This is a genomic window from Streptomyces sp. NBC_01520, from assembly GCF_045040375.1.
Classification (GTDB): domain Bacteria; phylum Actinomycetota; class Actinomycetes; order Streptomycetales; family Streptomycetaceae; genus Streptomyces.
Map to the genome: position 1 here is coordinate 3,025,012 of NZ_CP109404.1, position 23,380 is coordinate 3,048,391.

The window sequence follows — 23,380 nt, forward strand, 5'->3', positions numbered from 1 at the left end:
ACTACAGATACAGCCCGGTCGAATCCACCGACCCCTCGAACCGGTCCGCGGCCACCGCGTGCAGATCCCGCTCCCGCATCAGCACGTACGCCACGCCCCGCACCTCGACCTCCGCACGGTCCTCCGGGTCGTACAGCACCCGGTCACCGGGCTCCACGGTCCGCACGTTCTGACCGACCGCGACCACCCCGGCCCACGCGAGACGCCGGCCGACCGCCGCCGTAGCCGGAATCAGGATCCCGCCGCCCGAACGCCGCTCACCCTCGGGCGAATCGGACCGGACCAGCACACGGTCGTGCAGCATCCGGATGGGCAGCTTGTCGTCGGTGTCGTTGCTCACGACCCGAAACCTACCTGCCCCACACCGCCCCGCACGTCCCCGGGCACCCCGGAATCCGCCCTCAGCGCCTCTTCCGCCCCGGCGCCACCGTCAGCAACGCCACCGCGCCGACCACCAGCAGCACCGCCGGAACCACCCGCCCCAACCGCGGCGAGCCGTCCTCCGACACGAACTGCGCCCTCACGTCCGACACCGACCGGTTCACCGCGACGTACGCACGCCCCGCCGTCCGGTCGACCGTCGACGCCACCTTGGCCTTCGCGTCACCGATGATCGTCTTCGGGTGCACCCGCACCCCGATCTCGTCCAGCACCACCGCAAGCCGCTCACGCCTGCTGATGATGTCCGCCTCGATCTGCGCAGGGGTCCTGGTATCCGACACTGCGCCGCCTCCGTGGTCGTCGTCGGGTAAACCTTCGTCGACAGTCTGTCAGCTCGACCGCCCGCACACCCGGCGGCACCCCTATTACGCTCGGTCCCACACACCCCGCGTGCCACTTGAGGAGAAACATGAGCGAGCGACTCCAGACCGGCGACACCGCTCCCGCCTTCACCCTTCCGGACGCCGACGGCAACGAGATCTCGCTCGCGGACCACAAGGGCCGCAAGGTCATCGTCTACTTCTACCCCGCCGCGCTCACCCCGGGCTGTACCAAGCAGGCCTGCGACTTCACCGACAACCTGGACCTCCTCGCCGGAGCCGGGTACGACGTCATCGGCGTGTCCCCCGACAAGCCGGAGAAGCTCGCCACGTTCCGCGAGAAGGAAGACCTCAAGGTCACACTGGTCGGCGACCCCTCCAAGGAGACCCTGGAGGCGTACGGCGCCTACGGCGAGAAGAAGCTCTACGGCAAAGTGGTGACGGGCGTCATCAGGTCGACGATCGTCGTCGACGAGGAGGGCAAGGTGGAGCGCGCCCTCTACAACGTCAAGGCGACCGGCCACGTGGCGAAGATCATCAAGGATCTCGGCATCTGACGTGAACAACCTGTGAGCGACGTCGCAATCGCGCACGGATTCGGTTTGCAACCGCCATGACCGCGCAGAAGCCTTTCCTGGAACACCCTTCGAGGAAAGGAACCGGCCATGGCGGCCTCCGACCCCCACAAGGCGGCCGACCCGGAAGCGGTCAAACGTCACCCCGCGCTCTTCCGCGCCATCAGGAAGCGCCGCAACCCCCGGCTCCGTCGGACCGACATCACCGTCACCGACGACCAGGCGGTCAAGCGCGCGGTCAAGGCGGCATCGCTCGGTAACGCCATGGAGTGGTTCGACTTCGGCATCTACTCCTACCTCGCCGTCACCATCGGGCACGTCTTCTTCCCGTCGGGGAACGACACGACCCAGCTCCTCTCCTCCTTCGCGACCTTCGCCGTGGCCTTCCTCGTACGCCCACTCGGGGGGATGTTCTTCGGCCCCATGGGCGACAAGATCGGCCGCAAGAAGGTCCTCGCCCTCACCATGATCCTCATGGCGATCGGCACCTTCGCGATCGGCCTCATCCCCTCCCACGGCACGATCGGCCTCTGGGCCCCCGCCCTGCTGATCCTCTTCCGCATGCTCCAGGGCTTCTCCACCGGCGGTGAGTACGGCGGCGCCTCCACCTTCATCGCCGAATACGCCCCCGACAAGCGCCGCGGCTTCTTCGGCAGCTTCCTCGAATTCGGCACCCTGGCCGGCTACGTCGGCGCCGCGGGCCTGGTCACCGCCCTGTACGCCCTCCTCGACACCGGCCAGATGGAGTCCTGGGGCTGGCGCATCCCGTTCCTCGTCGCCGGCCCCCTCGGCCTGGTCGGCCTCTACCTGCGACTGCGCCTCGACGAGACCCCCGCGTTCCAGAAACTGGAGGGCGGCACGGCCCACGCGAGCGAGGCCGCGGACGGCGTCGAGTCCACCGCCAAGGGCGACCTCGCCAAGATCTTCCGGGAGTACTGGCCGACGCTGATCCTCTGCATCGCCCTGGTCGGCGCGTACAACATCACCGACTACATGCTGCTGTCGTACATGCCGACGCACCTCTCCGACGAACTCGGCTACAGCGAGACACACGGTCTGCTCATCCTGCTCGCCGTCATGGTCTTCCTGATGCTGATCATCAGCCAGGTCGGCAAGCTCTCCGACCGCTTCGGCCGCAAGCCCCTGCTGATGACGGGCATGCTCGGTTTCCTCTTCCTCTCCCTGCCGTCCTTCCTCCTGATCCGCCAGGACGGCATCCCCGCGATCACGATCGGCATGCTGCTGCTGGGGCTGTCCCTGGTCTGCATGCTCGGCACGATGTCCGCGGCCCTCCCCGCCCTGTTCCCCACCAACGTCCGCTACGGCTCCCTGTCGGTCGGCTACAACCTCTCGGCGTCGCTCTTCGGCGGTACGACCCCACTGGTGATCACCGCCCTGATCAGCTGGACCGGCTCGAACCTGATGCCCGCGTACTACGCGATGGCGGCGGCGCTGGTGGGCGTGATCGCGGTGGCCTGCATGAAGGAAACCGCCAACCAGCCCCTGGCCGGCTCTCCGCCCTCGGTGGAAACGGCGGAGGAAGCGGCAGAACTGGTCCAAGCCCAGAGCCCGGACCCCAAGTTCTGACCCGCCGGCCACGTCAACGGCGACCGGCGCGATGACCGCGCCGAGAACCTTCGGCCCTGTGCCCGAACTGCCACGCCGTCACCGACCCGTGGTGCCGAGGGGGGGGCCGGCGTCGCAACCCCCGATGAAACACGCGCCCACCCAAGCCACTGGAACGCTACGATGGCAGACGGCTAGCGGCCGTTGCTGAATTGGTATAAGCGCGACACTTAGGATGTCGTGGGAGAAATCCCATGTGGGTTCGAGTCCCATCGGCCGCACACCTCTGGATCGAAGGCCCGGTTCGCACACGCTGCGACCGGGCCTTCGGTGTGCCTCGGGCGTCAGCCCACCAGCTCCCGCACCACCGGCGCCAGCGCCCGGAACGCCTTCCCCCGGTGGCTGATCGCGTTCTTCTCCGTCGGGGTCAGTTCCGCGCAGGTCCGGGTCTCGCCGTCGGGGACGAGGATCGGGTCGTAGCCGAAGCCGTAGGTTCCGGCCGGGACCCGGCGCAGGGTGCCCGTCAAACGGCCTTCGACCACGCGTTCCGTGCCGTCGGGTAGGGCGAGGGCCGCGGCGCAGGCGAAGTGGGCGCCGCGGTGCGGGGGTTCGATGTCGCCGAGCTGGGCCAGGAGCAGGTCCAGGTTGGCGCGGTCGTCGCCGTGGGTGCCGGCCCAGCGGGCCGAGAAGATCCCGGGGGCGCCGCCGAGCACGTCGACACAGAGGCCGGAGTCGTCGGCGATGGCCGGGTGGCCGGTGGCGCGGGCCAGGGCGCGGGCCTTGAGGAGGGCGTTCTCGGCGAAGGTGACGCCGGTTTCCTTGACGTCGGGGATGTCGGGGTACGCGTCCGCGCCGACGAGGTCGTGGGTGAGACCCGCGTCGGCGAGGATCGCGTGGAGTTCGGTGATTTTCCCGGCGTTGCGGGTGGCGAGGATCAGGCGCGTCATGCCCTGATTATGGCCGGGTGCTACGGGGTGCAGACGTTGCCGATCTCGGTGGCGGCGTCCGTGACCGGGGTGATGTCGGGGGTGGCGTCGCCCTTCTCGATGGACTCGCGGACGTTGGTGACTCCCGCCTGGAGATCGTCGACGGCCTTGCCGAGGTCGGCGTTGTCCGTGGTGTCGCCGAGGTCCTTGAGCTCCTTGTCGATCTGGTCGAGGGCTTCGGTGGCCTGGGTCGGGTCGTCGGAGGCGGTGGAGACGGCCTTCTGGAGGTTGTCGACGCTGGTGGCGATGGCGTCAGCGGTGCGGACGCAGTCCAGGGCCTTGTCGACGGCTCCGCAGCCGGCCGCTGCGGTGAGCGTGAGCAGTGTGGCCGTGACGGCGAGTGCGGTGCGGTGGTGGCGGCGCGAGGCCATGGAGCGGTCCCTCCCCGGGGGTCGATACGTGGACGGGCGCACGGTTCGACCCGTGCGCCCGTACTCGTATCGACGTTTCGTGGTGGGTATTTGGTTCCTTCTTTACTCGCCGAGGGTGCGGGCGAGTGCCTCTTCCTGGAGCTTGGCGAGGTCGGTGCAGCCGGCGGTGGCGAGGTCGAGGAGGGCGTTGAGCTCGTCGCGGTCGAAGGGCTCGGCCTCGGCGGTGCCCTGGACCTCGACGAAGCGGCCGTCCCCGGTGCAGACGACGTTCATGTCGGTCTCGGCGCGGACGTCCTCCTCGTAGCAGAGGTCGAGGAGGGGCATGCCGTCGACGATGCCGACGCTGATCGCGGCGACGGTGCCGGTGAGGGGCTTGCGGCCGTGCTTGATGATCTTCTTGCCCTGGGCCCAGGCGATGGCGTCGGCGAGGGCGACGTAGGCGCCGGTGATGGCCGCGGTGCGGGTGCCGCCGTCGGCCTGGAGGACGTCGCAGTCCAGGACGATGGTGTTCTCGCCGAGGGCCTTGTAGTCGATCACGGCGCGGAGCGAGCGGCCGATGAGGCGGCTGATCTCGTGGGTGCGCCCGCCGATCTTCCCGCGTACGGATTCGCGGTCGCCGCGGGTGTTCGTGGAGCGGGGCAGCATGGAGTACTCGGCGGTGACCCAGCCCTCGCCGCTGCCCTTGCGCCAGCGGGGGACGCCTTCGGTGACGGAGGCGGTGCAGAAGACTTTGGTGTCGCCGAAGGAGATGAGTACGGAGCCTTCGGCGTGCTTGCTCCATCCGCGTTCGATGGTGACGGGGCGGAGCTGTTCGGGGGTGCGGCCGTCGATGCGAGACATCTGCCGAGCCTATCGGCTGGCGGGTGCGGCTCCGTCGGGTGCACCGCAGGCCCCGCTCCTCGGCCGGGGACGGGCGGGCGAGGGGCCTGCGGAGTGTGGCGCGGACCTGGGTGGGTCGGCCGGGGTCAGCCGGTCACATCATGTCTTCGATGTCGGCGGCGATGGGGTCGGCATCGGTGCCGATGACGACCTGGATCGCGGTGCCCATCTTGACGACGCCGTGGGCGCCGGCGGCCTTGAGTGCGGCTTCGTCGACCTTGCTGGGGTCGTGAACTTCGGTGCGGAGGCGGGTGATGCAGCCTTCGATCTCGTCGATGTTCTCGATACCGCCGAGCCCGGCGACGATCTTCTCAGCCTTGCTGGCCATGTCCTACTCCCTGGTCTGTGCGTGCGGGGGCAGCCCACCGTGGGTCCCGTTTTGTCACGGTAACGCACGGTTGGCCCAACTTCACGGGCGGGTATCCGCACTGTCCCCAATGATGACGATCACCGGCGCCCTGCCTTCCGGCCAGGCTCCGCACCGTACCGCAACTGGTCTACACCAGTGTGCAACGACCGCCGGCCCAGGCGTGTTCCAGGAGGATGCCGATGAGCTCCAGCAGCGCAGCAGGCGCGGCAGTGCCGCGGAAGAAGTGGTGGAACAGCGCCTTCCAGGGGCTGCAGAAGATGGGTCGCAGCCTCCAGCTGCCGATCGCCGTACTTCCCGCGGCGGGCATTCTCAACAGGCTCGGCCAGCCGGACGTCTTCGGCGACGACGGCCTCGGCTGGACGAACATCGCCAAGGTCTTCGCGGCGGCGGGCGGCGCCCTGCTCGACTCCGGGCTCGGCCTGCCGCTGCTCTTCTGCGTCGGTGTCGCGATCGGCATGGCGAAGAAGTCGGACGGCTCGACAGCGCTCGCGGCCGTCACGGGGTTCCTCGTCTACTACGCGGTCCTGCACGCGTTCCCGGTCGACTGTACGGAGGGTTCGGACTTCGCCGGGGCAGGCACGTGGGGCGGCGTCTGTGTCGCCGACGACACCACCGTGACGGCAGCCGCCTACCAGAATCCCGGGGTGTTCGGCGGCATCGTACTGGGGCTGTTGTCGGCCTGGTTCTGGCAGCGGTACCACCGGGTCAAGCTGGTCGACTGGCTGGGCTTCTTCAACGGCCGCCGGCTCGTCCCGATCATCATGGCGTTCGTCGGCCTGCTCTTCGCGAGCCTGTGCGCCTGGCTGTGGCAGCCGGTCGGCGACGGCCTGACCAGCTTCTCCGAGTGGCTGGTGGACCTGGACTGGCTGGGCTCCGGCATCTTCGGTGTCGCGAACCGCGCCCTGCTCGTCTTCGGTCTGCACCAGTTCCTGAACACGTTCGTCTGGTTCCAGTTCGGCGACTACACCAAGCCCGACGGCACGGTCGTGCACGGTGACATCAACCGGTTCCTGGCGGGCGACCCGACGGCCGGCCAGTTCACCACCGGCTTCTTCCCGATCATGATGTTCGCGCTGCCGGCGGCGGCTCTGGCGATCACCCATTGCGCGAAGCCGCATCGGCGCAAGGCGGTCGGCGGACTGATGGTCTCGGTCGGCCTGACGTCCTTCGTCACCGGGATCACCGAGCCGATCGAGTACTCGTTCCTCTTCGTCGCACCTCTGCTGTACGTGATCCACGCGGTCCTCACCGGCGTCTCGATGTCGGTGACCTGGGCACTGGGGACGAAGGACGGCTTCAGCTTCTCGGCGGGTCTGATCGACTACGTCATCAACTGGAGCCTGGCGACCAAGCCATGGCTGATCATTCCGATCGGGCTGGCCTTCGCGGTCGTGTACTACACGATCTTCCGGTTCGCAATCACGAAGTTCAATCTCCAGACGCCCGGGCGGGAGCCGGACGAGGTGGAGGAGGAGATCGAGAAGGATCTCACCAAGTAGGCCTTCCCGGCCTTCGGGCGCGGCTCGGCACGGCCCTCGGACCTGGTGGTCCGGGGGCTTCGTCGTGTCACCGAGGGTGGTGGGCGAACTACACCGGAAATTGAAGGTTCCTTATCTAACCCTCACCGTGCTAAAACTGGTCTACACCACTCAGTGGTCCAGACCACGCGGTTGTTTTCCCCCGCCGCGTTCCTCGAGTAGCCGCCTCCCCTCATCACTGACCTGGGCGGCTCCGTGCCCCATGGAGGAAGTTGATGAGTACGGATACCGCTCCGGCGGCACCCGCGAAGAAGCGGGGCGCAGGCGTGATGGCTGTCATGCAGCGCATCGGCCGCAGCCTCATGCTGCCGGTGGCAGTGCTGCCGGCGGCGGCGCTGCTGGTCAGGCTCGGCAATGCCGACATGCTCGGCCGCGAGTCCTTCCCGACCGTCATCACGAAGCTGGCCGGTTACATGGCCGCCGGTGGTGGCGCCATCCTCGACAACATGGCGCTGCTGTTCGCGGTCGGCATCGCCATCGGCTTCGCAAAGAAGTCCGACGGCTCGACGGCCCTCGCCGCCGTCACCGGCTACCTGGTCTTCCAGAAGGTGCTCGCCACCTTCACGGACAGCAACCTGCCGCAGGTCGCGAGCGTCGTGGACGGCAAGATCGTCATGAACGACGCACCGGTCAACGCCGGTGTGCTCGGCGGTGTCGTGATGGGCATAGTCGTGGCCCTGCTGTACCAGAAGTTCTACCGGACGAAGCTGCCCGACTGGGCGGGCTTCTTCAGCGGCCGTCGTCTGGTCCCGATCCTCTCCGCGTTCGCGGGTCTGGTCATCGGTATCGTCTTCGGGCTCATCTGGCCGGTGCTCGGCGCGGGTCTGCACAACTTGGGTGAGTGGCTGGTCGGTTCCGGCGCGGTCGGCGCGGGCATCTTCGGTGTCGCCAACCGTGCGCTGATCCCGGTCGGCATGCACCACCTGCTGAACTCGTTCCCGTGGCTCCAGGCCGGCGAGTACAACGGCGCCCACGGCGACATCGCCCGCTTCCTGGCCGGTGACCCGCAGGCAGGCCAGTTCATGACCGGCTTCTTCCCGATCATGATGTTCGCCCTTCCGGCGGCCTGCCTCGCGATCGTCCACTGTGCCCGTCCGGAGCGCCGCAAGGTCGTCGGCGGCATGATGTTCTCCCTCGCCGCCACCTCGTTCGTCACCGGTGTGACCGAGCCGATCGAGTTCACGTTCATGTTCATCGCCCCGGTGCTGTACGCGATCCACGCGGTTCTGACCGGTGTGTCCATGGCTCTGACCTGGGCACTCGGTATGAAGGACGGCTTCGGCTTCTCCGCCGGTCTCATCGACTTCGGTCTGAACCTGGGTATCGCCACGAAGCCCTGGCTGTTGGTGCTCGTCGGTCTCTGCTTCGCGGTCGTCTACTACGTGGTCTTCCGCTTCGCGATCACGAAGTTCAACCTGCCGACGCCCGGCCGCGAGTCCGACGAGGAGCTGGCCGAGCTCCAGAAGGCCGAGGCCAAGTAGGCCCCGCCCGTACACGGCAGACCGAAGGCCCCGCTCCCCTCTCTCCGAGGGGGCGGGGCCTTCGTCGTCACCCCGGGCCGGGTGAGGGGCCCTAGATCTCGTACACCGCTCCGGGGACGGCCAGCTCGACCGGGCCGTCGTAGGCCTCGCGGGCGTCGCCGAGGTTGCGTTCGGCATCCGTCCACGGCGGGATGTGGGTGAGGACGAGGCGTGCGGCTCCGGCGCGTGCGGCGTACTCGCCGGCTTCGCGGCCGTTGAGGTGGAGGTCCGGGATGTCTTCCTTGCCGTCGACGAACGACGCTTCGCAGAGGAACAGGTCCGCGCCCTCGGCGAGTTCGGTGAGGGCGTCGCAGGTGCCCGTGTCACCGGAGTACACGAGGGTGCGGCCGTTGTGCTCGATGCGGATGCCGAAGGAGTCGACTGGGTGGAAGAGCTTCTCCGTGCGGACCGAGAAGGGGCCGATGTCGAAGGATCCCGACTTGAGTGTGTGGAAGTCGAAGACCTCGCCCATCGCGTGCTCGGACGGGGTGTCGGCGTGTGCGGTGGTCAGCCGCTGCTCGGTGCCTTCGGGGCCGTACACGGGAATGGCTTCGGGGCGTCCGCCGTCGAAGCGGTAGTACCGGACGACGAAGTACGCGCACATGTCGATGCAGTGGTCGGCATGGAGGTGGCTGAGGAAGATGGCGTCGAGGTCGTAGAGACCGACATGGCGCTGCAGCTCGCCGAGGGCGCCGTTGCCCATGTCGAGGAGCAGCCGGAAGCCGTCGGCCTCTACGAGGTAGCTCGAGCATGCGGAACCCGCGGACGGGAACGAGCCGGAGCAGCCGACGACGGTGAGCTTCATGGAGCGTGAACCTCCGAGGCGTGGGAACGGGGAGGGTCGTGCGGTGCGTCGAGCGTAAGGCGCGAAACCGCTGGTCGCTCCTCCAGGGCCTGCCGTTGTGGGGGAACTCACCTGTGCTGTCACCGGTTCGATGGAAGGCCGGGTGCCGTCCGGCGCCGGTACGGTCGGGATATGAACACGTGGTGGTGGGTGGCGCTGGTCGTCGTGGTCCTGCTGGCTCTCGTCGCGACGGTGACCGATGCGCGGGGGCGGGGCGGTCGGGGGCCGCGGCGTCCCGGTGGTCGGACCCGGCCGCCGGGACGGGCGCCGGAGCGGAAGCGGCCGGGGCCGCACGGGGTTCCTCGGCCGGGGGAGATCTGGTGGGCGGAGGTGCCGTACGAGGACGGGCCGGGGTCGAAGGACCGGCCGTGTCTGGTGCTGTCGGTGCGGGGTGGCACGGCGGTCGTCGCCAAGATCACCAGTAGGCATCACGAGGAGCGGCCCGGGGTGATCGCGTTGCCGCCGGGGGCGGTGGGGGACGCGCGGGGGCGGCGGAGTTTCCTGGAGACGGACGAGCTGCGGGACGTGCTCGTTTCGGGGTTCCGCCGGAAGGCGGGCGAGCTGGATCCGGGGATGTGGGCGCGGGTCCGTAAGCGAGGGTGACGCGGAATGCCGAAGAGCGCCGGACGGGCTGGGTTTCCCAGTCGGTCCGGCGCTCTTGGGTGTGGTGCGTCCGGTGCGTGAGGGCCGGGCACCGGCCCGGCCGTCAGGCCCAGAGCTGGCCTTGCAGGGTTTCGATGGCGGCCTCCGTGGTGGGGGCGGTGTAGACACCTGTGGACAGGTATTTCCAGCCGCCGTCCGCGACGACGAAGACGATGTCCGCCGGCTCCCCCGCCTTGACGGCCTTGCGGCCGACACCGATGGCCGCGTGGAGTGCGGCACCGGTGGAGACACCCGCGAAGATGCCCTCCTGCTGGAGGAGTTCGCGGGTACGGGTGACCGCGTCGGCGGAGCCCACGGAGAAGCGTGTGGTGAGTACCGAAGCGTCGTAGAGCTCGGGGACGAAGCCCTCGTCGAGGTTGCGCAGGCCGTACACGAGGTCGTCGTAGCGCGGCTCGGCGGCGACGATCGTGATGTCCGGCTTGTGCTCGCGCAGGTAGCGGCCGACTCCCATGAGGGTGCCGGTGGTGCCGAGGCCCGCGACGAAGTGGGTGATGGACGGGAGGTCGCTGAGGATCTCGGGGCCGGTGGTGGCGTAGTGGGCGCCGGCGTTGTCCGGGTTGCCGTACTGGTAGAGCATCACCCAGTCGGGGTGCTCGGCGGAGAGTTCCTTGGCGACGCGTACGGCCGTGTTGGAGCCGCCCGCGGCGGGCGAGGAGATGATCTCGGCTCCCCACATGGTGAGCAGGTCGCGCCGTTCCTGCGAGGTGTTCTCCGGCATGACGCACACGATGCGGTAGCCCTTGAGCCTGGCCGCCATGGCGAGCGAGATGCCGGTGTTGCCGCTGGTGGGCTCCAGGATCGTGCAGCCGGGTGTCAGGCGGCCGTCCTTCTCCGCCTGCTCGACCATGTGGAGCGCGGGGCGGTCCTTGACCGAGCCGGTGGGGTTGCGGTCCTCCAGCTTGGCCCAGATGCGGACGTCCTCGGACGGGGACAGTCGCGGGAGGCGGACGAGGGGGGTGTTGCCCACGGCCGCCAGCGGGGAGTCGTACCGCATCAGCGCATGCCGCCGGCGACGGCCGGGAGGATGGTGATGCTGTCGCCGTCGGCGAGCTTGGTGGAGATTCCGTCGAGGAAGCGGACGTCCTCGTCGTTGAGGTAGACGTTCACGAAGCGGCGGAGCTGGTCGCCGTCGACGATGCGCTCACGGATGCCGTTGTGGCGGCTTTCCAGGTCGACGAAGAGGTCGGCGAGGGTGTCACCGCTGCCTTCGACCGCCTTGGCGCCGTCGGTGTAGGTGCGGAGGATGGTCGGGATGCGGACCTCGATGGCCATGGCGTGGGCTCCTGTCGAAAGCGGGGAGGTGGCGTGGGGCGCGCGTTTGTGCCCCCCGCGCAGGGGGTGGTGCGTACGTGGTGGCGCTCGGACCGCGGCTCAGGCCGTGCGGCTCACGGGCATGCCGCGGCGGGACACATCGCGCTGGACAGCCGGCACAGGTCGACGTGCAGCCGCGCGACGAGCAGCATGCCCGGCGTCTTGTCGCTCACGTCATGGGGAACCATGGGCTCATCGTATCGATTCCCGCCCCGGAACCCGGAGTGTGATCCCACATCGTGGATGGTGAGCGTTCGCCATTTGGACAAAAGGTGGGGGCGGAGCGCGCGGCGCACCGCCCCCGGGGGGGTCAGGCCGCCGACGGGTACGCCTCGACGACCTCGACGTCCTCCTCCGTGATCTCGCCGTCCACGATGCGGTACGAGCGGAACTGGAAGGGGCCTGCGGCGTCGGCGTCCGCGGTGGAGACCAGGACGTAGTGGGCGCCGGGCTCGTTGGCGTAGGTGACGTCGGTGCGCGAGGGGTAGGCCTCGGTCGCCGTGTGCGAGTGGTAGATGATCACCGGCTCCTCGTCACGGTCGTCGAGGTCGCGGTAGAGCTTCAGCAGGTCCGTCGAGTCGAACTCGTAGAACGTGGGCGAGCGCGCGGCGTTGAGCATCGGGATGAAGCGTTCCGGGCGGCCCGTTCCGGCCGGACCCGCGACCATGCCGCACGCCTCGTCGGGGTGGTCGGCGCGGGAGTGCGCCACGATCTGGTCGAACAGCGCCTGGGTGATGGTCAGCATGGCGCCCAGGATAAGCAGACGGGCCCTCCCGTACCGAGGAGTGGTGCGGGAGGGCCCGGATGCCGGACACGGGCCGTTGGGGCGGCCGGTGTGCCTCGGGGTACGCCGTGGCGCGGGTCAGCGCTTGGCGAAGGACGTGTTCCGGGGGTTTCGGGACTTGAGCGTCAGGTAGGAGACGCCGAGGATGAGACCCCAGAGGGGCGCGCAGTACAGCGAGATCCGGGCGTCCTCGTCGACGGCCATCATGACGATGACCAGGCCGATGAACCCGAGTGCGAACCAGCTGCTGAACGGTGCGCCGGGTGCCTTGAAGGTGGACTGGGGCAGTTCGCCGCGGTCGGCCCTGGCGCGGTAGCGGATCTGGCAGACGAGGATCATGATCCAGGCCCACATGCCGGAGATGGTGGCGAAGGAGACGACGTAGGTGAACGCGTCGCCCGGCCACTGGTAGTTGATCCACACGCCGACGAGCATGAGGGCGGCGGAGAAGGTGGTACCGACCAGCGGGAGGCCGTTCTTCGTCAGCCTGGTGAACGCCTTCGGCCCCTGCCCGTTGAGTGCGAGGTCACGCAGCATGCGGCCGGTGGAGTACATGCCGGAGTTGCAGGAGGAGAGCGCGGCCGTGAGCACGACGAAGTTGACGATCGCGGCGCCGACGCCGAGGCCCATCTCCTCGAACGCGGCGACGAACGGCGAGACACCGGGCTTGAAAGTGCTCCACGGAACGACGGAGAGGATCATGATCAGCGCGCCGACGTAGAAGACGGCGATGCGCCACGGCACGGTGTTGATGGCCTTGGGCAGGACGGTCTTGGGGTCCTTGGACTCGCCCGCGGTGACGCCGACGAGTTCGACGGCGAGGAAGGCGAACATCACGATCTGCAGGGTCATCAGCGTGCCGCCGATGCCCTGGGGGAAGAAGCCGCCGTCGTTCCACAGGTTGGCGACGGTCGCGGTGTCACCGGCGTCGGAGAAGCCGATCGTGAGCACACCGGCGCAGATGAGGATCATGCCGATGATCGCGGTGACCTTGACCATCGAGAACCAGAACTCGAGCTCGCCGAAGAGCTTGACCGAGATCAGGTTGGCGCCGTAGAGGATGACGGTGAACACCAGCGCGGACAGCCATTGCGGGATATCCCACCAGTACGTCATATAGGTGGCCGCGGCGGTGACTTCGGTGATTCCGGTGACGACCCAGAAGAGCCAGTAGGTCCATCCGGTGACGAATCCGAAGAAGGGGCCGAGGAATTCGCGCGCGTACTCCGAGAAGGAGCCGGACACCGGGCGGTACATGAGGAGTTCACCCAGGGCCCGCATGATGAAGAAGATGACCAGACCCGCGATGGCGTACGCCAGGATGAGGCTGGGCCCGGCCCGGTCGATGGCTTTTCCGGCACCGAGGAAGAGTCCCGTGCCGATGGCGCCGCCGATGGCGATCATCTGGATCTGACGGGCTCCCAGTCCTCGCTGGTATCCCTCGCCGGTGCCGGTGTCCACGGCCTCGGGGCCGTCCGCCTGTCCCTTGTCGACCTGCGCCGATGTCATGGTGGTGCGCCTTTCTCCACGCCGATCCGCGCCCTCGTAGGCGTCGGATCAGGTCCTGATCCCCCCGGATATGGATGGAGTGCCGCCGGCGTTCGGCCGGCTCGTAGCGCCCCCGGGGACAGGGGTGGCGTCCCCGGGCGGTCGTGAAGATCTATCACGGTCGCCCGGTTCGACCATCGGACATTATGTGGCGCACGCCACAGGAAAAAGCGGACAAGGGTTTCCAGCCGCTGCAAAGAAGGCCATTCAGGTGACGGGATCGTTATTCGGATTTGAGGCTCCGTTGAGCGGGATCCGGACCCGGAGCCCGGCCCGCACCTCTGCCGCGTACTACTTCGGCATCATCGTTTCGACGAGTGTTTCCTGGAGTGCGCCGAGCCAGAGATAGGCCATCACCATCGGCTTGCGCGGATCATCGTCGGGGAGGCGATAGAGGGAACCGTCCTGGCCCTCGTCCTCGTCGGACACCTCCAGGCGGGTGCCGATGGTGAGCCTGAGGTCGTTCAGGGATCCCAGCCAGCTGCGGCACTCGTCGGCGCCGAGCCTGAGCACCGCCCCGCCGTCCCCGCCGGGGCTGAGGCCGTCCAGTGTGCGTACGACGGTGAGCGCGTCCTCGCGCTTGCGGTTGCGCAGGTCGTTCTCCGTGAAGCGGCGGAATTCGGCGGACGCCTCGCGGAGCTCCTTGTCCTCGTCCCCGTAAGCCTCGGGGAAGAGCCTGGCCAGTGCCGGGTCGGAGGGCGGCTCGCTCGGCCCTTCGGCGAAGAGGGCGGCGAGCGGGTCCTCGCCCTCGACGGGTTCGTCGCCGGGACCGATCAGCTCCAGCAGCTGGACGGCGAGGGAGCGCAGGATGGCGATCTCGACCTCGTCGAGCGCGACGGCCGCGCCGCCGCCGGGGGTGGCCTCGAAGTGGCCGGCCATGAATTCTCCGATGGTGGGTCGGACGGAGGGGCAGCGGTTGGTTCAGTTGCGGTCCTGGGTCAGCGTCGCCCAGAGGCCGTAGCCGTGCATGGCCTGGACGTCGCGTTCCATCTCCTCGCGGCTGCCGCTGGAGACGACCGCGCGCCCCTTCTGGTGGACGTCGAGCATGAGCTTGTGCGCCTTGTCCTTGGAGTAGCCGAAGTACGCCTGGAAGACATAGGTCACATAGCTCATGAGGTTGACCGGGTCGTTGTGCACCAGCGTCACCCAGGGGACATCGGGCTCAGGGACGGCGAAGGTCTCCTCGGCCGATTCGGGACGTTCGATCTCTACGGGGGCAGCAACGCTCACCTACCCCATGCTGCCACCAGGAAGGGTCCCGCGCATAAACGGAGGCCACATCTCGTCACTTTGACGAATAGGGGGTAGCATCCCCGGCATGAACTCAGCGGACCTTGGGCGACGGGTCGGTGTTCCGTCGACCGCGCTCTTCACCGACCAGTACGAACTCACGATGGTGCAGGCCGCACTGAAGGCGGGCACCGCGGACCGGCGCTCCGTCTTCGAGGCCTTCACCCGGCGGCTGCCCGAGGGGCGGCGCTACGGGGTCGTCGCGGGCATCGGGCGGGTGCTGGACGCCGTGGAGAACTTCCACTTCGACGACGAGATGCTCGCCTTCCTGCGCGACCAGCGGATCGTGGACGCCCCCACGGTCGACTGGCTGGCGGACTACCGCTTCGGCGGCGACATCTGGGGCTACCCGGAGGGCGAGGTGTACTTCCCCGGCTCGCCGCTGCTGCGGGTCGAGGGCTCCTTCGCCGAGTGCGTGCTGCTGGAGACCGTGATCCTGTCGATCCTGAACCACGACTCGGCGATCGCCGCCGCGGCGTCCCGGATGTCGGCCGCGGCGAGTGGCCGCAGGCTGATCGAGATGGGCGCGCGGCGCACCCACGAGCTGTCGGCGGTGGCCTCGGCCCGCGCCGCCTACATCGGTGGTTTCCACACCACCTCCGACCTGGCGGCCGGCTTCCGGTACAACATCCCGACCGTCGGGACGAGCGCGCACGCCTTCACACTGCTGCACGACAGCGAGCGCGACGCGTTCCGGGCTCAGGTGGACTCGCTGGGCCGGGGCACGTCGCTGCTGGTCGACACGTACGACGTGACCGAGGCGGTCCGTACGGCGGTGGAGATCGCGGGGCCGGAGCTCGGCGCCGTACGGATCGACTCGGGCGACCTGCTGCTGGTCGCGCACCGGGTGCGGCAGCAGCTGGACGAGCTGGGCGCCACGGAGACGAAGATCGTGGTGACGTCGGACCTCGACGAGTACGCGATCGCGTCGCTGGCCGCAGCGCCCGTCGACGCGTACGGGGTGGGCACGCAGCTGGTCACCGGGAGCGGGCACCCGACGTGCTCGATGGTCTACAAGCTGGTGGCGCGCGCGGCGTCCGCCGACCCGGCCGATCCGCTGCTGCCGGTCGTGAAGAAGTCGCTGGGCGCGAAGTCGTCGCGGGGCGGGCGCAAGTGGGCGGCCCGCAGGCTGGACGAGCACGGCGTGGCCGAGGCCGAGGTGATCGGCACGGGCCCGGTCCCGGCGGAGCTGGCGGACCGGCAGCTCCAGGTGGAGCTGGTCCGGGGCGGCGAGGTGGTCGCCCGGGAGCCGCTGGAGACCGCGCGCGACCGGCACGTCACGGCACGTTCGGGCCTGCCCATGTCGGCGATCCAGCTGTCGCGGGGCGAGCCGGTGATCCCCACGGAGTACGTGTGACGACCCGCCCGGACGGTACGGCGCACCGGTGTCTTCCGGAGGGCGCGGCCGTCCACCGGGCCCCGGCCGGGCCCGGGGTGCGGGCCCCCGCACGGCGGGCGCGACGGCCCCGCGGGCCCGTGAGGCCCGCGGCGCGGGGGCGCAGACCCGGAAGGTGTGACCCCTCCCGCGGGGCCTGCCGAGTCTCTAGGCTCGACGGCATCCCCACCCGCTCCCACGACCGCCGTCCCCTCTCCACCGTCGAAACCCCCACCGAAGGACACCCGTCATGCATCGCGCCTTGATCGTCGTCGACGTTCAGAACGACTTCTGCGAGGGCGGCAGCCTCGCGGTGGCGGGCGGCGCCGATGTCGCCGCCGCCATCACCGACCTGATCGGCGAGGCCCAGCCCGGCTACCGCCATGTGGTGGCCACCCGCGACCATCACATCGACCCGGGTGACCACTTCTCGGCGGAGCCGGACTTCGAGCACTCCTGGCCGGCGCACTGCGTCGCCGGAACGGAGGGCGTGGGCTTCCACCCGAACTTCGCCCCGGCCGTCGCCTCCGGCGCGATCGACACCGTCTTCGACAAGGGGGCGTACGCCGCGGCGTACAGCGGTTTCGAGGGCCTCGACGAGAACGGGACCGGGCTCGCCCAGTGGCTGCGGGACCGTTCCGTCACGGACGTGGACGTCGTCGGCATCGCCACCGACCACTGTGTGCGGGCGACGGCGCTGGACGCGGTCCGTGAGGGCTTCACCACGCACGTACTGCTGGACCTGACCGCCGGTGTCGCCGAGGGGACCACGGAGCGGGCCCTGGAGGAGCTCCGTGCCGCGGGCGTAACGCTGTCCGGCAAGCCGGTCGTCTGACCGCTCCCGGGCACTCAGGCCGCGGGGCGGACCGGTCCCGCGTAGCCGGTGGGTCCCAGCAGGGCCCGGATCGGGTGCCAGAGCTCCTGGCCGGTCTGTGGCGCGGTCCGCCACAGGAGCCCGTCCGGATGGTGCAGCACCGCGGTGATCTCGTCCGGGGTGGGCGGCTGGGCGTTGCCCCGGAGGTAGACGGAGCGCAGCCCCAGGTTGCGCAGCCTGGTCAGGGCGCGCGCCCGGTTGGCCGCGTGGACCAGCACCCGGACCGGAGCGCCGGGCCCGGCTCCGTCCGCCGGACGGTTCAGGGCCAGTGCGACCACCACCGTGCCGTTGGGCAACCTGCAGAAACCTCCGCCTGCCATGCTTTGCGCTCCCCCGTGAGACATCGCGTCAATAAGGATCGAACAAGACGCACCTAAACACGATCGGCCGCCGCCCGCTAGAGGGCGACGGCCGATCATGCTCTGACCTGCGGTGTTGCTGACTACTTGCCCGAGGGGCCGACCTTCACGGTGATCGTCGAGCCGCTGAGGGGCTCGTTGACGATCGCGATCCGGGTGTTCGTGTCAGTCACCTTGACACTTCCGGTCGGGTTCTCCGCGTACCAGTAGGTGCCCTTGCGGTCGTCGAAGGCGGGGACGCCCAGCGACGGCTTGATCTTCAGCGGCACGTCCGCGCTGTGCAGCGTGAAGCCCTTGTTCGGGTACCAGCTGAACGGCGCGTCGAACGGCTGGATCTTGTTCCGGAGGAGCGTGCCGTTGGACCACGTGAGCGGCTTGGCGTGCGAGTCGACCGGCAGGATCAGGCCCTGGCCGTGGTGCTGCGAGGTGTTGTTGTCCTTCTGGGAGGTGTCCCAGAGCCACACCATCAGGCCGTTCTGGTACGAGTAGTGCTCGACCCAGTCCGGACGGGTGGTGGAGAAGCCGAAGTTGTACGGGCCGACCTCGAGGGTCTTGTCGTACGACACGTACTGGCGGTTCTCGGCGATGTAGTACTGCGGGTAGTCGTTGGTGAACGACTCACCGATCCGCGAGAAGCCCTTGGCGGTCCAGCCGTTGTCGTCGCCCTCGGCGTTGTCCGTGAAGAGCACGGCGCCGTCGGCGGTGACCGTGATGGCGTCGGCCGTGAAGCCCTTGCCGCCCGCGCCGCCGTCCGTCTGGTAGCGGAAGCGGAGGTCGACCTTCTTGCCCGCGTAGGCGTCCAGCGGGTACGAGAGCTTCCTGACCGCGCCGGAGACGTCGGTCAGGGCCGGCTTGTCGCTGGCGTCGCGCGGGATGGCCTTGCCGTCGGCGGTGCCGTCGAGCGCGGTCCAGGAGGAGCCGCCGTTGTCCGAGACCTCGGTGTAGAGGTAGTCGTAGTCGGCCTCGATGTCGTACCAGCCGGACAGGTCCAGCGAGGCGGACGTCTTGCCGGTCAGGTCGACCGAGCGGGTCAGGGTGTTCGACAGGTCGTCACCCATGTCGCTCCACCACTGCTTCGAGCCCTCGGCGGGCTTCGCGACAGTCGTGGTGACGGCCTTCTCGGGCAGCTCGACGACGAGCGCCTGCTTGTCCTCGGTGTTGTACTCCGCGACACCCAGCTTGTGCGTCGACTTCGTGGCGGCCTTGGCCGTGTCGTAGTCGAGCCAGCCGAGCTGCAGCTTGTCCCAGGCGGTCATGTCCCCGGGCAGGTTGCCGATCTCACCCTGGCCGGTGCCGAGCCAGGAGCCCGCCGACATGAGGGACCAGAAGCCGACCGAGTTCTCGCCGCCACCGGAGGTGTCGTACAGGTCCGGCAGGCCGAGGTCGTGGGCGTACTCGTGGGCGAAGACGCCCAGGCCGCCGTTCTCGGGCTGCGCGGTGTAGTCGCCGACCCAGATGCCCGTGTCGCCGATCTCCGCGCCGCCGGCCTTGTTGCCCGCCGGGCCGGTCGCGCCCGCGTTGGTGCCGTACGCGTACCAGCGGTGCGCCCAGAGGGCGTCGGTGCCCTGCGCGCCGCCGCCCGCGGACTCGTCCTCGCCGGCGTGGACCAGCTGGAAGTGGTCGATGTAGCCGTCGGGCTCGTTGAAGTTGCCGTCGCCGTCGAAGTCGTAACGGTCCCACTCGTCGTACTGGGCGAGGTCCGTCTTGATCTGGTCGAGTGTGCGGCCCTTGGCCTTCTGGTCGGTGACCCACGCGTTGACGCCGTCGCGGACCGTGTCCCAGACGTTGGCGCAGTTGGTGGAACCGCAGTAGTTGGAGCCGTAACGGGCCTCGTTGTACGGGACCTTGACCCAGTCGGAGACTTCGCCGTCGACCGAGTAGCGCCCGGAGGACGTCTTCTCGTAGTACGTCTTGAGCGAGTCCTTGTCCGTGCCCTCACCGAAGTAGAGGTCCTGGAAGTGGGCCTGGTTGTAGTCGGCCTGCCAGGCGGTGCTGTTGTCCTTCGCCGGGTCCGGCTCGGCTATCGCGTTGTGCAGGGGGCCGGGCGTGCCGCCGTACTTCTTGACGGGCGGCTCGGGGCCGTCACCGTCGGGGTCGAACATCGTGGTGTCGTCGACCTGGTCGCCGAACTCCACGAGAATGGTGAAGATCTTGTCGGTCTTCTCCCGGCCCAGCTCGACGTACTTGCTCTTGCCGAGCTTGACGACCTTGGAACCGCCGCGGGTCGACACCGTCTTGTCGCCCGCGAGCACCTGCTCCAGCGCGGCCTGACGCTGAGCGTCCTGCTCCTTGCTGAAGGGGCCTTCCAGGTCGTGCTCTCCCGCCTTGACCGGCGCGGGATCGCGGCGGTCGACGATGGAGGCTCCGGACCCTGACGTCCTGTCATCCGCCTGGGCGGTGGCGAAGGCCGAAGCCGTCGCGGCGGTGGCGGCCAGCGCCACGGCTACCGCGGTGGCGCGTAGCGCCCGTCTCTGAGTGGTCACTTGATGCAGTTCCTCCCCAGCGTTCGCGTCCGCGGCCAGGGGGGTGGTAAGGGCCGCGCGCGTTAACGCGTCACAAGTGACGACATTCGATCGGAGTTATGAGAGAAAAGACAGATCTTGACTTGCACATACCAAGTGCACTATGTGGGAGTCGCTTCCCGGTATCCGGACGTTCACCTGAGTCCGCCGCCGGAGGGTGACCGGCGCGCCGAAGCGTCCGTTTGCTGGCCGCGTGACTCGATGCGCCCCCCGTGCACCGGTACCGTGGGTTAGGTCACGCTTACTACCTGTTCCTCACGGGCATCCACCGTCATAGGGTCGATCGACAGTGCGAACGTGTTGAGAGACTGCCCCCATCCGACGCCCCGAGGACGGATACCGCCATGCCGCGTCCGACTGCCGCACAGTTCTCCTACGGTTCGGTCACCGTCATCGTCTCGACCCTCGCCATGCTGCTCCTGTCCCGCACGGAGTCGGGCCTCGGTGTGGCCGTCGTCTGCGCCGCGGCGCTGGCCCTCGGTCTGCTGGTGGCTCTGACCGTGCCCCTGCCCAAGCGCGCGAGGACGGCTCCGCGGACCACCGCGTCGGCCACCGCGCGTACACGGCGTCCGGTCGAGGACGTCGAGATCGCCGACGCGCAGAAGGAGCGGGTGGGCGGGCATTCCCTGCGCCGCTGAACGACCACCGGGCCGCCGCGGCCCCGGCGGACGCGGCGTCAGGGGACGGTGACCACCACTGTCTTGGCCGCCTTGTCCTGCAGGCACTGGCGGTAGGGCTTGTCGGTGAACATCAGCACGATGTTGATGAGCCACCACAGGCACGGGCAGCACAGCAGCGCGGGCAGCCAGAGCACGACGGCCCGCATCAGCGCGGATCCGGTGTCGGGCACCGTGCCGTCGTTGAGCATCGCGACGCGCATCTTCAGCAGCCGCTTGCCGAGCGTCCGGCCGTCCTTGTGGGTCAGATACGTGTCGTAGGCGACGTAGACGACCAGGCCGATCAGCGACCAGATGAGCTGATGGCCGCTGTAGGAGTTGCTGATGGCGTCACCGAAGTCGTCGTCGCCGTTGTCCGAGGTGACGTCGACCGCCCCGCCGAACGGCAGCGAGATCAGGTACAGCGGGATCGAGATGATGAGGAGGTCGATCAGCCGCGCCAGGATCCGCTTGCCGGGCTCGGCGAGCGGCGGCATACCGGCCAGCGGATCGGCCCCGCCGTACGGACCGCCGCCGCCGTACGGACCGGGGTCGTACGGCGGCGGGGGCGGCTCGCTGCCGTAGGGCGAACCGCCCGGCGGGGGGCCCTGCGGCGGCTTCTTGGAGAAGGGGTCGTCCTCGGGCGGCTGACCGGGCGGCGGCGGAGGCGGTTCGTTGCTCATGGGGGCAGTGCACCCCGGCCCGCAAAGGCCCGCAACGGCTGAGGTGCTTTCGGGGGACGGAGCGTCAGCACACGGGCGTACGGGGCCGCTCCACGGCGTACGGACCGGCCCCGGCGCCCCCCGGCCGCGCCTCAGCCGGCTACGAAGGTGCGGGCCGCCTTGTCGTGCCAGCACTGGCGCCAGGGGCGGTCGACCAGACACCACAGCACGTTGACCACGCCGACGAGGAGCAGGCCCAGCACCCCGTACACGAGCCAGCGGCGCAGCGCCGCTCCGAAAGTGGGCGGCCCGTGGGACTCGATGTCCCACACCTCGAGGCCGCAGAGCTTCTTGCCCAGTGTGCGGCCCCACTTGGCGGTGGGCAGTGCCTCCAGGACGAGGCCGAACACCAGGAAGATGCCGAGCACCGCACCGAACAGCCCGGCCGTGGTGGTGTCCAGGAGCCAGACGGTGACCGTCTCGCCGGACTGCTTCGCCGCCTCGATCTTCCCGTCGATGTGGTCCGTCGCCCGCGTGACCAGTGGGAAGCCGATCGCGCCGACGAGCGCGCCGAGCACGACCGTGTCGATCAGACGGGCGGCCAGCCGCTTGCCGAGCCCGGCGGGCCTGGCGGACGCCTGGGCCCGGGCCAGCTGCTGGAAGTGGTCGTCGACCGGCGGCTTCCAGGGCACGACGGGCTGCTGCTGCTCGGGCCGGCCGCCCTGTTGCTGCGCGGGCATCGGGTGCGGCTGCTGCGGTTGCGGCTGTTGAGGGGCCGTCCGCTCCGGCCGGGCGAGCTGGTGCGCCTGCTGCACCCAGGACGCGGACCCGCCGCCGGGGCCGGAGGTCATGGGGTTCTGCGGGCCCGGCGGGCCCTGGGGGCTCTGCGGGCTCTGCGAGTTCTGTGCGTTCTGTGGGCTCTGCGAGTTCGTCCACGCCGGGGCGTGCGCCTGGGGCGGTGCGGGGGACGGCTCGGGCGCCTGCGGGGCCGTGGTGCGCGGGGTGGCGCCGGGGGGCACGGCGCGGATCGCCATCGTGCCGTCGGCCGGGTTCTCCTCGCGCGGCCGTGGGGGTCGGGCGGTGCCCGCCGGTCCCACGGCGCGCATGGTGACCGTCCCGTCGGCGGGCGGACGGCCCGTGTCACCGCCGGTGCCCCGGTCGCCGGACGGGGGGCGTATGGCGACGGCGCCGACCTCCCCGGTACCGGGGCCCGTGCCGCTGCCGTCCCGCATGCCGGGCAGCGCTCCGCGCGTCGGGTCCTGGGCCGACCGACGCGGATCGGCGGGGCCGTTGTCCGCCGGAGCGGGCGCCGGAGCGGGGGCCGGTCCGTCCGCCGTACGCGGATCGGGGCCGCCCCACGAGACCCGGTGGTCGCGTTCGCCGCCGAAGCCGGTCTGCCGGGAGGTGTCGGCCTGCCAGGCGGACGACGGTTCGGGGCGGCTGCCGGCCGTGCCCGCTTCGCCGCGTCCACCGGACACGGCGGATCCCTCGACGTCGTCGAGGTACATCGGCCCGGTCTCGTCGACCGGCGCAGGCCGCTGCGCGGTGTGCCGAGGGGCGGCGTCCGCCGCCGGGGCGGGCTCCGCCGCAGGGGTCGCTCCGCCCTGCTGGGGCGCGGGCCGGCTCGTGCCGGGAACCCATGACGCGCCGTTCCAGTACCGGACGTATCCGGGAATGGACGGGTCGGGGTAGTACCCCTCGCGGGGGCTTTCGTCACCGGGTGCCGGGGTTGGGGCGCTCATCACCGTGGTCCCGTATCTCTTAGGCCTCAATACAAGGGTCCACATCTATCAGACCACCGCGTATCCCCGGGCACGTCCTGCCGTTTGGACCACTTTCCGGGACCGGGGAAGTTTTTCTGGAAAGTCGCGTCATGGATCGCCGGGAGGGCGCTCTCTCCTTGTGCGGACCGGTCATGGGACCGGC

The 23,380-nt window shown here is 69.4% G+C and carries 26 protein-coding genes, 1 tRNA gene and 1 pseudogene; 10 read left to right on the forward strand and 18 right to left on the reverse strand.

The window, feature by feature from the left end; translation table 11 throughout:
* Position 1: 1 nt before the first annotated feature.
* Both OG524_RS13685 and OG524_RS13690 read right to left on the reverse strand, forming a co-directional pair.
* Positions 2 to 340 carry a GroES family chaperonin gene (locus tag OG524_RS13685; RefSeq protein WP_384498877.1) on the reverse strand — a complete coding sequence of 113 codons (339 nt, stop codon included), beginning with the start codon at positions 338 to 340 and terminating at the stop codon, positions 2 to 4.
* 61 nt (positions 341 to 401) lie between these two features.
* Positions 402 to 722, reverse strand: coding sequence for a DUF3618 domain-containing protein (locus tag OG524_RS13690; protein ID WP_405390542.1), 321 nt, complete (start codon positions 720 to 722; stop codon positions 402 to 404).
* A gap of 128 nt (positions 723 to 850) precedes the next feature.
* On the opposite strand from OG524_RS13690, the gene bcp reads away from it, so the two are divergent.
* The 4 genes and pseudogenes from bcp (at position 851) to OG524_RS13710 (ending at position 3,183) form a co-directional block, all read left to right on the forward strand.
* Complete coding sequence (bcp, locus tag OG524_RS13695) at positions 851 to 1,318, forward strand: thioredoxin-dependent thiol peroxidase (RefSeq protein WP_405390541.1); 468 nt, start codon at positions 851 to 853, stop codon at positions 1,316 to 1,318.
* A gap of 108 nt (positions 1,319 to 1,426) precedes the next feature.
* Complete coding sequence (proP, locus tag OG524_RS13700) at positions 1,427 to 2,923, forward strand: glycine betaine/L-proline transporter ProP (RefSeq protein ID WP_405810414.1); 1,497 nt, start codon at positions 1,427 to 1,429, stop codon at positions 2,921 to 2,923.
* 9 nt (positions 2,924 to 2,932) lie between these two features.
* A pseudogene (locus tag OG524_RS13705) lies at positions 2,933 to 3,051 on the forward strand (HNH endonuclease); the annotation flags it as partial.
* 48 nt (positions 3,052 to 3,099) lie between these two features.
* Positions 3,100 to 3,183 (forward strand) — tRNA-Leu (locus OG524_RS13710).
* Between the two features lie 63 nt (positions 3,184 to 3,246).
* Here OG524_RS13710 and rdgB read toward each other — a convergent pair.
* The 4 genes from rdgB to OG524_RS13730 all read right to left on the reverse strand — a co-directional run bounded on the left by rdgB (position 3,247) and on the right by OG524_RS13730 (position 5,466).
* Positions 3,247 to 3,849, reverse strand: a complete 603-nt coding sequence (gene rdgB, locus OG524_RS13715; RefSeq protein WP_405390539.1) for an RdgB/HAM1 family non-canonical purine NTP pyrophosphatase — start codon at positions 3,847 to 3,849, stop codon at positions 3,247 to 3,249.
* A 20-nt stretch (positions 3,850 to 3,869) separates the two neighbouring features.
* On the reverse strand, positions 3,870 to 4,259 hold the full coding sequence (locus OG524_RS13720) for a hypothetical protein (protein ID WP_405390538.1): 390 nt from the start codon (positions 4,257 to 4,259) through the stop codon (positions 3,870 to 3,872).
* A 102-nt stretch (positions 4,260 to 4,361) separates the two neighbouring features.
* Positions 4,362 to 5,099, reverse strand: a complete 738-nt coding sequence (gene rph / locus OG524_RS13725) for a ribonuclease PH (protein ID WP_405390537.1) — start codon at positions 5,097 to 5,099, stop codon at positions 4,362 to 4,364.
* Positions 5,100 to 5,232: 133 nt separating this feature from the next.
* The gene (locus OG524_RS13730) at positions 5,233 to 5,466 is read right to left on the reverse strand and encodes a glucose PTS transporter subunit EIIB (RefSeq protein WP_014156020.1); all 234 of its coding nucleotides are present in this window, start codon (positions 5,464 to 5,466) and stop codon (positions 5,233 to 5,235) included.
* Between the two features lie 221 nt (positions 5,467 to 5,687).
* Between OG524_RS13730 and OG524_RS13735 the strand changes: the two genes are divergently transcribed.
* A complete protein-coding gene (locus OG524_RS13735; RefSeq protein WP_405390536.1) occupies positions 5,688 to 7,007 on the forward strand; it encodes a PTS transporter subunit EIIC in 1,320 nt (439 codons plus the stop codon).
* A gap of 254 nt (positions 7,008 to 7,261) precedes the next feature.
* A complete protein-coding gene (locus tag OG524_RS13740) occupies positions 7,262 to 8,527 on the forward strand; it encodes a PTS transporter subunit EIIC (protein WP_405390535.1) in 1,266 nt (421 codons plus the stop codon).
* A 91-nt stretch (positions 8,528 to 8,618) separates the two neighbouring features.
* Here OG524_RS13740 and OG524_RS13745 read toward each other — a convergent pair whose 3' ends face one another.
* A complete protein-coding gene (locus tag OG524_RS13745; protein WP_405390534.1) occupies positions 8,619 to 9,371 on the reverse strand; it encodes an MBL fold metallo-hydrolase in 753 nt (250 codons plus the stop codon).
* Positions 9,372 to 9,542: 171 nt separating this feature from the next.
* Between OG524_RS13745 and OG524_RS13750 the strand changes: the two genes are divergently transcribed.
* On the forward strand, positions 9,543 to 10,013 hold the full coding sequence (locus tag OG524_RS13750; RefSeq protein ID WP_405810418.1) for a type II toxin-antitoxin system PemK/MazF family toxin: 471 nt from the start codon (positions 9,543 to 9,545) through the stop codon (positions 10,011 to 10,013).
* A gap of 103 nt (positions 10,014 to 10,116) precedes the next feature.
* Here OG524_RS13750 and OG524_RS13755 read toward each other — a convergent pair whose 3' ends face one another.
* The 7 genes from OG524_RS13755 to clpS all read right to left on the reverse strand — a co-directional run bounded on the left by OG524_RS13755 (position 10,117) and on the right by clpS (position 14,946).
* Positions 10,117 to 11,067 (reverse strand): PLP-dependent cysteine synthase family protein, encoded by a 951-nt coding sequence (locus tag OG524_RS13755; protein ID WP_405810420.1) that lies wholly within the window; start codon positions 11,065 to 11,067, stop codon positions 10,117 to 10,119.
* A complete protein-coding gene (locus OG524_RS13760; protein WP_405390531.1) occupies positions 11,067 to 11,345 on the reverse strand; it encodes a MoaD/ThiS family protein in 279 nt (92 codons plus the stop codon). Before OG524_RS13760 ends, OG524_RS13755 begins: the two co-directional genes overlap by 1 nt.
* 113 nt (positions 11,346 to 11,458) lie before the next feature.
* A complete protein-coding gene (locus tag OG524_RS13765) occupies positions 11,459 to 11,572 on the reverse strand; it encodes a putative leader peptide (protein WP_015577357.1) in 114 nt (37 codons plus the stop codon).
* Between the two features lie 122 nt (positions 11,573 to 11,694).
* A complete protein-coding gene (locus OG524_RS13770; protein WP_405390530.1) occupies positions 11,695 to 12,129 on the reverse strand; it encodes a Mov34/MPN/PAD-1 family protein in 435 nt (144 codons plus the stop codon).
* A 117-nt stretch (positions 12,130 to 12,246) separates the two neighbouring features.
* Positions 12,247 to 13,677: an amino acid permease gene (locus OG524_RS13775; protein WP_405810423.1), complete on the reverse strand. Its 1,431-nt coding sequence runs from the start codon at positions 13,675 to 13,677 to the stop codon at positions 12,247 to 12,249.
* Positions 13,678 to 14,007: 330 nt separating this feature from the next.
* Positions 14,008 to 14,595 carry a DUF2017 domain-containing protein gene (locus OG524_RS13780; protein ID WP_405390528.1) on the reverse strand — a complete coding sequence of 196 codons (588 nt, stop codon included), beginning with the start codon at positions 14,593 to 14,595 and terminating at the stop codon, positions 14,008 to 14,010.
* A gap of 42 nt (positions 14,596 to 14,637) precedes the next feature.
* On the reverse strand, positions 14,638 to 14,946 hold the full coding sequence (clpS, locus tag OG524_RS13785) for an ATP-dependent Clp protease adapter ClpS (protein ID WP_031100168.1): 309 nt from the start codon (positions 14,944 to 14,946) through the stop codon (positions 14,638 to 14,640).
* Between the two features lie 88 nt (positions 14,947 to 15,034).
* Here clpS and OG524_RS13790 point away from each other — a divergent pair, with 88 nt between their 5' ends.
* Both OG524_RS13790 and OG524_RS13795 read left to right on the forward strand, forming a co-directional pair.
* Positions 15,035 to 16,363 carry a nicotinate phosphoribosyltransferase gene (locus tag OG524_RS13790; RefSeq protein ID WP_405390527.1) on the forward strand — a complete coding sequence of 443 codons (1,329 nt, stop codon included), beginning with the start codon at positions 15,035 to 15,037 and terminating at the stop codon, positions 16,361 to 16,363.
* A 268-nt stretch (positions 16,364 to 16,631) separates the two neighbouring features.
* Complete coding sequence (locus OG524_RS13795) at positions 16,632 to 17,216, forward strand: isochorismatase family protein (protein ID WP_405390526.1); 585 nt, start codon at positions 16,632 to 16,634, stop codon at positions 17,214 to 17,216.
* Between the two features lie 14 nt (positions 17,217 to 17,230).
* Here OG524_RS13795 and OG524_RS13800 read toward each other — a convergent pair whose 3' ends face one another.
* Positions 17,231 to 17,575 carry a hypothetical protein gene (locus OG524_RS13800; protein ID WP_405390525.1) on the reverse strand — a complete coding sequence of 115 codons (345 nt, stop codon included), beginning with the start codon at positions 17,573 to 17,575 and terminating at the stop codon, positions 17,231 to 17,233.
* 122 nt (positions 17,576 to 17,697) lie between these two features.
* Positions 17,698 to 20,097: an immune inhibitor A domain-containing protein gene (locus OG524_RS13805; protein WP_405810426.1), complete on the reverse strand. Its 2,400-nt coding sequence runs from the start codon at positions 20,095 to 20,097 to the stop codon at positions 17,698 to 17,700.
* 383 nt (positions 20,098 to 20,480) lie between these two features.
* Here OG524_RS13805 and OG524_RS13810 point away from each other — a divergent pair, with 383 nt between their 5' ends.
* Positions 20,481 to 20,774 (forward strand): hypothetical protein, encoded by a 294-nt coding sequence (locus OG524_RS13810; RefSeq protein WP_405390523.1) that lies wholly within the window; start codon positions 20,481 to 20,483, stop codon positions 20,772 to 20,774.
* A gap of 38 nt (positions 20,775 to 20,812) precedes the next feature.
* Here the strand turns inward: OG524_RS13810 and OG524_RS13815 are convergent, their stop codons facing one another.
* Together OG524_RS13815 and OG524_RS13820 are read right to left on the reverse strand one after the other, a co-directional pair.
* A complete protein-coding gene (locus OG524_RS13815) occupies positions 20,813 to 21,475 on the reverse strand; it encodes an RDD family protein (RefSeq protein WP_405390522.1) in 663 nt (220 codons plus the stop codon).
* A 131-nt stretch (positions 21,476 to 21,606) separates the two neighbouring features.
* The gene (locus OG524_RS13820) at positions 21,607 to 23,196 is read right to left on the reverse strand and encodes an RDD family protein (protein ID WP_405810429.1); all 1,590 of its coding nucleotides are present in this window, start codon (positions 23,194 to 23,196) and stop codon (positions 21,607 to 21,609) included.
* Positions 23,197 to 23,380 lie beyond the last annotated feature (184 nt).

Bases quoted from the DNA above. Each gene is read 5' to 3' on its own strand.
- bcp (WP_405390541.1), top strand. From the start codon at position 851: ATGAGCGAGCGACTCCAGACCGGCGACACCGCTCCCGCCTTCACCCTT.
- proP (WP_405810414.1), top strand. From the start codon at position 1,427: ATGGCGGCCTCCGACCCCCACAAGGCGGCCGACCCGGAAGCGGTCAAA.
- rdgB (WP_405390539.1), bottom strand. From the start codon at position 3,849: ATGACGCGCCTGATCCTCGCCACCCGCAACGCCGGGAAAATCACCGAA.
- OG524_RS13720 (WP_405390538.1), bottom strand. From the start codon at position 4,259: ATGGCCTCGCGCCGCCACCACCGCACCGCACTCGCCGTCACGGCCACA.
- rph (WP_405390537.1), bottom strand. From the start codon at position 5,099: ATGTCTCGCATCGACGGCCGCACCCCCGAACAGCTCCGCCCCGTCACC.
- OG524_RS13730 (WP_014156020.1), bottom strand. From the start codon at position 5,466: ATGGCCAGCAAGGCTGAGAAGATCGTCGCCGGGCTCGGCGGTATCGAG.
- OG524_RS13735 (WP_405390536.1), top strand. From the start codon at position 5,688: ATGAGCTCCAGCAGCGCAGCAGGCGCGGCAGTGCCGCGGAAGAAGTGG.
- OG524_RS13740 (WP_405390535.1), top strand. From the start codon at position 7,262: ATGAGTACGGATACCGCTCCGGCGGCACCCGCGAAGAAGCGGGGCGCA.
- OG524_RS13745 (WP_405390534.1), bottom strand. From the start codon at position 9,371: ATGAAGCTCACCGTCGTCGGCTGCTCCGGCTCGTTCCCGTCCGCGGGT.
- OG524_RS13750 (WP_405810418.1), top strand. From the start codon at position 9,543: ATGAACACGTGGTGGTGGGTGGCGCTGGTCGTCGTGGTCCTGCTGGCT.
- OG524_RS13755 (WP_405810420.1), bottom strand. From the start codon at position 11,067: ATGCGGTACGACTCCCCGCTGGCGGCCGTGGGCAACACCCCCCTCGTC.
- OG524_RS13760 (WP_405390531.1), bottom strand. From the start codon at position 11,345: ATGGCCATCGAGGTCCGCATCCCGACCATCCTCCGCACCTACACCGAC.
- OG524_RS13765 (WP_015577357.1), bottom strand. From the start codon at position 11,572: ATGGTTCCCCATGACGTGAGCGACAAGACGCCGGGCATGCTGCTCGTC.
- OG524_RS13770 (WP_405390530.1), bottom strand. From the start codon at position 12,129: ATGCTGACCATCACCCAGGCGCTGTTCGACCAGATCGTGGCGCACTCC.
- OG524_RS13775 (WP_405810423.1), bottom strand. From the start codon at position 13,677: ATGACATCGGCGCAGGTCGACAAGGGACAGGCGGACGGCCCCGAGGCC.
- OG524_RS13780 (WP_405390528.1), bottom strand. From the start codon at position 14,595: ATGGCCGGCCACTTCGAGGCCACCCCCGGCGGCGGCGCGGCCGTCGCG.
- OG524_RS13790 (WP_405390527.1), top strand. From the start codon at position 15,035: ATGAACTCAGCGGACCTTGGGCGACGGGTCGGTGTTCCGTCGACCGCG.
- OG524_RS13795 (WP_405390526.1), top strand. From the start codon at position 16,632: ATGCATCGCGCCTTGATCGTCGTCGACGTTCAGAACGACTTCTGCGAG.
- OG524_RS13800 (WP_405390525.1), bottom strand. From the start codon at position 17,575: ATGGCAGGCGGAGGTTTCTGCAGGTTGCCCAACGGCACGGTGGTGGTC.
- OG524_RS13810 (WP_405390523.1), top strand. From the start codon at position 20,481: ATGCCGCGTCCGACTGCCGCACAGTTCTCCTACGGTTCGGTCACCGTC.
- OG524_RS13815 (WP_405390522.1), bottom strand. From the start codon at position 21,475: ATGAGCAACGAACCGCCTCCGCCGCCGCCCGGTCAGCCGCCCGAGGAC.
- OG524_RS13820 (WP_405810429.1), bottom strand. From the start codon at position 23,196: ATGAGCGCCCCAACCCCGGCACCCGGTGACGAAAGCCCCCGCGAGGGG.